The organism is Providencia sp. M-27, assembly GCF_011077905.1.
Lineage (GTDB): Bacteria > Pseudomonadota > Gammaproteobacteria > Enterobacterales > Enterobacteriaceae > Providencia > Providencia huaxiensis.
Window position 1 is genome coordinate 716,003 of record NZ_JAALBT010000001.1, and the last position, 6,772, is coordinate 722,774.

The 6,772-nt window shown below is 39.4% G+C and carries 7 protein-coding genes; 1 reads left to right on the forward strand and 6 read right to left on the reverse strand.

The genetic code is table 11. The features are described from left to right. Window positions 1-47 precede the first annotated feature (47 nt). From proS to metN, 6 genes are all read right to left on the reverse strand, one after another. Window positions 48-1,766, reverse strand: coding sequence for a proline--tRNA ligase (gene proS, locus G6Q48_RS03315; protein ID WP_102139915.1), 1,719 nt, complete (start codon window positions 1,764-1,766; stop codon window positions 48-50). Window positions 1,767-1,865: 99 nt separating this feature from the next. Next, the gene (gene tsaA, locus G6Q48_RS03320) at window positions 1,866-2,585 is read right to left on the reverse strand and encodes a tRNA (N6-threonylcarbamoyladenosine(37)-N6)-methyltransferase TrmO (RefSeq protein ID WP_102139964.1); all 720 of its coding nucleotides are present in this window, start codon (window positions 2,583-2,585) and stop codon (window positions 1,866-1,868) included. Between the two features lie 7 nt (window positions 2,586-2,592). Continuing rightward, the gene (rcsF, locus tag G6Q48_RS03325) at window positions 2,593-2,994 is read right to left on the reverse strand and encodes an Rcs stress response system protein RcsF (protein WP_166264481.1); all 402 of its coding nucleotides are present in this window, start codon (window positions 2,992-2,994) and stop codon (window positions 2,593-2,595) included. Window positions 2,995-3,120: 126 nt separating this feature from the next. After that, window positions 3,121-3,942: a MetQ/NlpA family lipoprotein gene (locus tag G6Q48_RS03330; RefSeq protein WP_004257378.1), complete on the reverse strand. Its 822-nt coding sequence runs from the start codon at window positions 3,940-3,942 to the stop codon at window positions 3,121-3,123. Between the two features lie 59 nt (window positions 3,943-4,001). After that, window positions 4,002-4,655 carry a methionine ABC transporter permease MetI gene (gene metI, locus G6Q48_RS03335; RefSeq protein ID WP_004257375.1) on the reverse strand — a complete coding sequence of 218 codons (654 nt, stop codon included), beginning with the start codon at window positions 4,653-4,655 and terminating at the stop codon, window positions 4,002-4,004. Next, window positions 4,648-5,679, reverse strand: coding sequence for a methionine ABC transporter ATP-binding protein MetN (gene metN, locus G6Q48_RS03340; RefSeq protein WP_166264483.1), 1,032 nt, complete (start codon window positions 5,677-5,679; stop codon window positions 4,648-4,650). Before metN ends, metI begins: the two co-directional genes overlap by 8 nt. 168 nt (window positions 5,680-5,847) lie before the next feature. Here metN and gmhB point away from each other — a divergent pair, with 168 nt between their 5' ends. Then, window positions 5,848-6,414: a D-glycero-beta-D-manno-heptose 1,7-bisphosphate 7-phosphatase gene (gene gmhB, locus G6Q48_RS03345; protein ID WP_102139911.1), complete on the forward strand. Its 567-nt coding sequence runs from the start codon at window positions 5,848-5,850 to the stop codon at window positions 6,412-6,414. Window positions 6,415-6,772 lie beyond the last annotated feature (358 nt).

The following is a 6,772-nucleotide window of genomic DNA, read 5'->3' on the forward strand; positions in this document are numbered from 1 at the left end:
ATGAAATAACTGACATTTGGGCTTTATTTTCTAGCTTTTAACCTATTTTATTTACCGAGCTTACCTTTTAGGAAGCTAATGATATTTTCTAGGCCAACCAGTTCTTTATCATCACTACGGCGTGATTTATATTCAATTTGGTTGTTGTCTAAGTTACGGTCACCAATAACGATAGTGTATGGAACACCAATCAGCTCCATATCGGCAAACATCACGCCTGGGCGCTCTTTACGGTCATCGAAAATTACATCAATACCGTTTGCTTTTAGGTCAGCATAAAGTTTTTCTGCAACTTCTTTAACACGATAAGATTTGTGCATATTCATCGGTAAAATAGCCACTTGGAACGGAGCAATAGCATCCGGCCAAATAATTCCGCGATCATCATGGCTTTGTTCAATAGCAGCGGCAACAATGCGCGTTACACCAATACCATAACAACCCATAGTGACGATTTGGTTATGCCCATCCTCATTCTGGACTGAAGCTTTCATTGCTTCTGAATATTTAGTGCCTAATTGGAATATATGACCAACTTCGATACCGCGTTTAATTTGCAGTACACCTTTACCATCTGGGCTTGGGTCACCTTCAACAACGTTACGTAAATCAAAAGCTTGTGGTAATGCTAAATCACGTTCCCAGTTGATGCCAAAATAGTGTTTACCATCAATATTTGCACCTGCACCAAAATCGCTCATTACTGCAACGCTACGGTCGATAACAATCGGTAGTGGCATATTTACAGGGCCTAAAGATCCAGGGCCTGCATTCACCGCATTTCTGATTTCAGCTTCAGTGGCAAATTCTAATGGGCTAGCGACTAAAGGATGTTTTTCTGCTTTGATTTCATTTAATTCATGGTCGCCTCGAATTAACAAAGCGACTAGTGTATGGCCTGAATCCTTTTTCGCATGAACAATCAATGTCTTAACGGTTTTTTCAACAGGTAAATTGAATTGTTCAACAAGCTCCGCGATTGTTTTTGCATTTGGTGTATCCACCAGACGCATTTCTTCTGTTGGAGCGCCACGTGGTGTTGTTGGTGCTAATGCTTCTGCAAATTCAATATTAGCTGCGTAATCAGATTCAGTAGAGAAAATGACGTCATCTTCACCATTTTTCGCTAATACTTGGAATTCGTGGGATGCGCTGCCACCGATAGAACCGGTATCAGCTTGAACAGCACGAAAGTCAAAACCAATACGTGTGAAAATTTTGGTGTAGGCTTCGTACATTGCATCATAGGTTTCTTGCAATGATTCTTGGCTAATGTGGAAAGAATATGCATCTTTCATAATAAATTCACGTGAACGCATCACACCAAAACGTGGGCGAACTTCATCACGGAATTTGGTTTGAATTTGAAATAAATTCAATGGCAATTGTTTGTAAGATGTGATTTCGTTACGCACTAAATCTGTGATCACTTCTTCATGAGTCGGACCGAGAACAAACGGGCGCTCACCACGATCAACAAAACGTAGCAATTCAGGACCATACTGTTCCCAACGACCACTTTCTTGCCATAAATCTGCAGGTTGAACAACGGGTAAAGATACCTCTATAGCGCCTGCATTTTCCATTTCTTCACGAACGATGGTTTCTACTTTACGTAGAACACGCACACCGGTGGGTAACCAGTCATACAGACCTGAAGCAAGTTTACGGATCATTCCTGCACGCAGCATCAGCTGATGGCTGATAACTTCTGCATCCGCAGGGGTCTCTTTTAGAGTTGAGAGCAGATATTTGCTAGTACGCATTGTATAGGTTCCATTAGAACAATAAGTTATGGCAAACGATTTATTTGCCAAGGTATATAGTGAGCTAGTCTACCAGTGACGGAGGCTTGCCAAAAGGGGTTAACGTGATTTTTCGCATGGTTCGATAGCGAATACTTCAGTCACACCATCAATTACTCGCCAACGAATATTAAAATCTAATAAATGGACTGCATACTCACGAGTTTCAGTCGATTGTTTTTTGTATGCGGGGCGAGGGTCTTGCATTAAGACTTGTGAAATAAATTGTTTAATGCCCGGATAGTGATTTTGATAAGCAACTAATTCAGTTTCTGTTTGTGGGGTAAATATAACCTGCATATCATCTGAAGGAGTGTCCTGCGCATACCCTGCGGTTGCGTTTGATACTGCTTCAGCAAAAGGTAAATAAGGTTTTATATCGATAACAGGAGTGCCATCAACTAAATCAAGGCTACCAAGCTCAAGGATTACCTGGTTGTTTTTTACTGTTATTCCATGTAATTCAACAAGTGACATACCTATTGGGTTTGGCCTAAATGTTGAACGGGTTGCGAAAACCCCCATTTTTTCATTGCCACCGAGTCTTGGAGGACGCACCAGTGGTTTCCAACCATTTTCCATCGTTTGATGAAAAACGAATAAAACCCACACATGGCTAAATTGATTGAGTCCTCGTACCGAATTAGGGTCGTTAAATGGCGAATGCAAATGTAAGCGCCCCGCACCTCCCTGAACAAGTCCAGGTTGGCGAGGGATTGCAAACTTTTCTTTATACGGAGATTCAATGTGCCCAATAACATTAAACTGAAAAGATTGCATAAGATCTTTATTCAACAATTTGTAATGCACTGCCTTCACAAATTGTTGCCTGATAACACTCCGGGGAGGTCATGGTTTGGCACTGATGTAAAAGTACGGCATCAGCAGCAATATAGGCAGCTTGTGATAACATGCTGTTTTTTGCGGTATTTAAATTTGCCGGAGGGCTTTGAACGCTTTCTCGACAAGATTCCCCAGAGACAACACCCAAATCTTTGAAAGGCATCCCTAATAACTCTTCTGGACTATTCATTAATTTAACGTTTGCTGTGTCAGGCTCTGTCACACTTGGTACAGGTTTAGATAATTTCATACTAGTGAAACCTTTATTTTGCCCTGGACTCGTGTATTGGTTAATTCCACACCCGGCTAACACAAATGTCACCAAAGTGAGCAATAACAGTCTCATAAATTATACCTTTCTTATGTGGTTCAAAATAATGCCGTGATATTTTTATAGTCTATAAATTACAAAAAATACTAGACGGCGTTAAGCCGTCTAGTATTTTAATCGCTTTTTAAATAATAAAAAAGATTACCAACCTTTAACTGCACCACCATCGAAGACTTCATTAGCTTTATTTGCCACTTCATCCGATTGATATGCTTGAATAAATTTCTTTACGTTCTCGCTATCTTTATTATCTTCACGAGCAACAATAATATTTACGTATGGTGAATCTTTATCTTCAACAAATAAACCATCTTTTGCTGGGGTTAATTTAGGTGTCGCACTACTTGCCCAAGTCGTATTGATAATCGCTAATGCAATTTTTTGGTCATCTAAAGCACGAGGCAATTGAGGGGCTTCTAACTCAACAAATTTTAGATCCTTTGGATTTTCAACAACATCTAAAACAGTTGGCATTAAACCTGTACCATCTTTTAATTTAATTAGACCTTGTTGCTGTAGTAACAGTAATGAACGGCCCAAGTTAGTTGGGTCATTTGGTAACGCAATTTGTGAACCATCAGCGAGTTCATCTACCGACTTGATTTTTTTAGAGTAAGCCGCAATTGGATAAATAAAGGTATTTCCAACAGGGACTAATTTATAGTTACGATCTTTAATTTGCTGATCAAGATAAGGTTTATGTTGGAATGCATTTGCATCGATATCGCCTTTGCTCAATGCTTCATTAGGTAAAACGAAGTCATTAAATGAAACAAGCTCAACATTTAAACCATACTTTTCTTTAGCAACTTTTTGCGCGACCTCAGCAACTTCTAATTCTTTGCCCATGATCACACCAACTTTAATGCTGTTAGCATCTTTCTCTTTCTCACCACAACCAGTGAGAACGAGTGTGCCTAATAGCGCGCCGACAACTGCGATAGATTTTAATTTAATAGACATTGTTTTACCCCTTTAATACGGACTTTATAAGCACCTCAACGGCGCAGCTATTTTACTAACTATCGATGTGAAACTTTTTTCATTAAATACTCGCCACCAAACTGAATTAGATTTACTAAAATGACGAGGAGAACAATAACGGTATTCATCACAACAGGATTATAAGTTTGATAACCATATTGCAGTGCGATTTGTCCTAAACCACCTGCACCAACAGCACCACCCATGGCGGAATATCCGACTAACATAATTAATGTGATAGTGGCTGCATTAATTAAACTTGGTAATGCTTCTGGGATTAAAATCTTACGAATAATCTGAAGCGGAGTCGCTCCCATCGCACGGGCTGATTCAATTAAGCCACTTGGAATTTCTAATAACGCATTTTCAACCATGCGAGCGATAAACGGTGCAGCGCCAATTGTTAAAGGCACGATTGCCGCTTTTAAACCAATAGTCGTCCCAACAAGAAACGAAGTTAATGGAATAATCCAAACCAGTAAAATAATAAATGGCACTGAACGGAAAATATTTACGACAACTGCAAGAGCTCGATATAGCCCTACATTCTCCATTACTTGGTCTTTGCGTGTAATATAGAGCAATACACCTAATGGTAAACCTAAAACAAAGCCCAAAAAGCCGGAAACAAAGGTCATTGTGATAGTGTCAATTGTGCCGTTAATCAGCAGATAAATCATTCTCTCAGACATAACCCAAAACCTCTACTTTCACGTGATGCTCTTTCAGAAATGCAATTGTGGATTCAACGCTGCCATTAATGCCATGTAGCTCGGCTAACATCACCCCAAATTTTACGCCACCAGCGTAGTCAATTTGTGAACTTAAAATATTAATATCAATATCAAACTTGCGTACAGCCATTGAAATTAAAGGAGCATCAACAGACTGCCCTGTAAATTCAAGTTTGAGTAATGGTGATGAGTCCTTACCTGGCTCTGTTTTTAATCGTTCTTTATAATCATCTGGAATATCAATCACTAATGTTGATTGAATAAACGCTTGAGCGACAGGTGTTTTCGGGTGAGAGAATACTTCGCTCACTTTGTCTTGCTCGATTAATTGCCCACCACTTATTACAGCGACTTGATCACAAATACGTTTTACAACGTCCATTTCGTGAGTAATCAATAAGATAGTTAGGCCTAATCGGCGATTAATATCTTTCAATAATTCTAAAATTGAACGCGTTGTTGCGGGGTCTAATGCACTTGTCGCCTCGTCACAGAGCAATACTTTAGGCGAATTAGCTAATGCGCGAGCGATAGCAACACGTTGTTTTTGTCCGCCAGAAAGGTTTGCTGGGTATGCATCTTTCTTTTCAGTTAACCCAACCAAATCGAGTAACTCATTCACTCGCTCTTTAATTTTTTCTTTAGGCGTATTATCTAGCTCCAAAGGAAGAGCAACGTTATCAAAAACAGTACGTGAAGATAACAGGTTAAAATGTTGGAAAATCATGCCAATGCCGCGACGTGCTCTCGTCAACGTTTTTTCAGTCATTGATGTTAAATCTTGTCCATCGACAATAACTTGGCCTGAAGTTGGACGCTCAAGCATGTTCACGCAACGAATAAGCGTACTTTTACCCGCACCTGAAGCGCCAATAACGCCATAGATCTGACCAGCAGGCACATGCAAGCTAATATCAGTAAGCGCTTGAATGTTACGGCTTCCTTGCTGGAAAACTTTATTAATATTTGAGAGCTTTATCATTTATAGTTTCTAACTTTATCTGAATTGTTTTTAGATAGTGTATCTAATAATGTTGGATGTTAAGGCGTCTAGACGTCTAAGTCAATAAAGATTGTTCTATTTATTCTATTCTCCTTTTATTTCTTTTCATGAGATACTAAAAAGAGATTAAATTTTAGGAGTGAACAGGTGAGTAACGGGATCCCAGCAGTCTTTTTAGATAGAGATGGAACAATTAATATCGATCATGGCTATGTACACAAAATTGATGATTTCGAATTTATCGAAGGTTCAATTGAGGCAATGATTGAATTAAAGAAAATGGGTTATGCATTAGTTGTGGTAACTAACCAGTCTGGTATTGGGCGTGGTATCTATACAGAAGACCAATTTATGCAACTAACTGAATGGATGGATTGGTCATTAGCTGACAGAGGTGTGGACTTAGACGGTATTTACTTTTGCCCGCATCATCCTGATGCTGATGTTGAAGAATATCGCCAAGACTGCAATTGCCGTAAGCCAAAACCTGGAATGCTATTAGATGCGCAATCATTTTTAAATATAGATATGGCTTCTTCTATTATGGTGGGTGATAAGCTCGCTGATATACAAGCAGGAAAAGCAGCTAAAGTTGGCACAACGGTATTAGTAAAAAGTGGCGAAGCTGTAACAGATGAAGGAATAAATAACGCTGATATTGTTATTAGTAGCATTGCAGAACTGCCAGAAGCCTTAAAAAGAATCAAAAAATAGTCGTTTTGAGTGATAAGCAAGCAGTTGAACAAAATAATGCAAAAAAGGGGTTGCCAGATTTTTCTGACTCCCTATAATGCGCATCCACTGACCGGGAACAAGACAACGCAAAGCGCGATGAACACTGAAACGGCAGCGAGAGATTCTGAAAAGAAAAAGCAAAAAAATGCTTGACTCTCACGGAGGAAAACGTAATATACGCCTCCTCGCAACAACGACCCGGTTCACGAAATCAGGTGTCGACATCGAAAGATGAGTTGCAACGCTCTTTAACAATTTATCAGACAATCTGTGTGGGCACTCACAGGACACTATCAAAAAAATATTTGATTTTAAGTCTTGAAGAGTGACTAACACG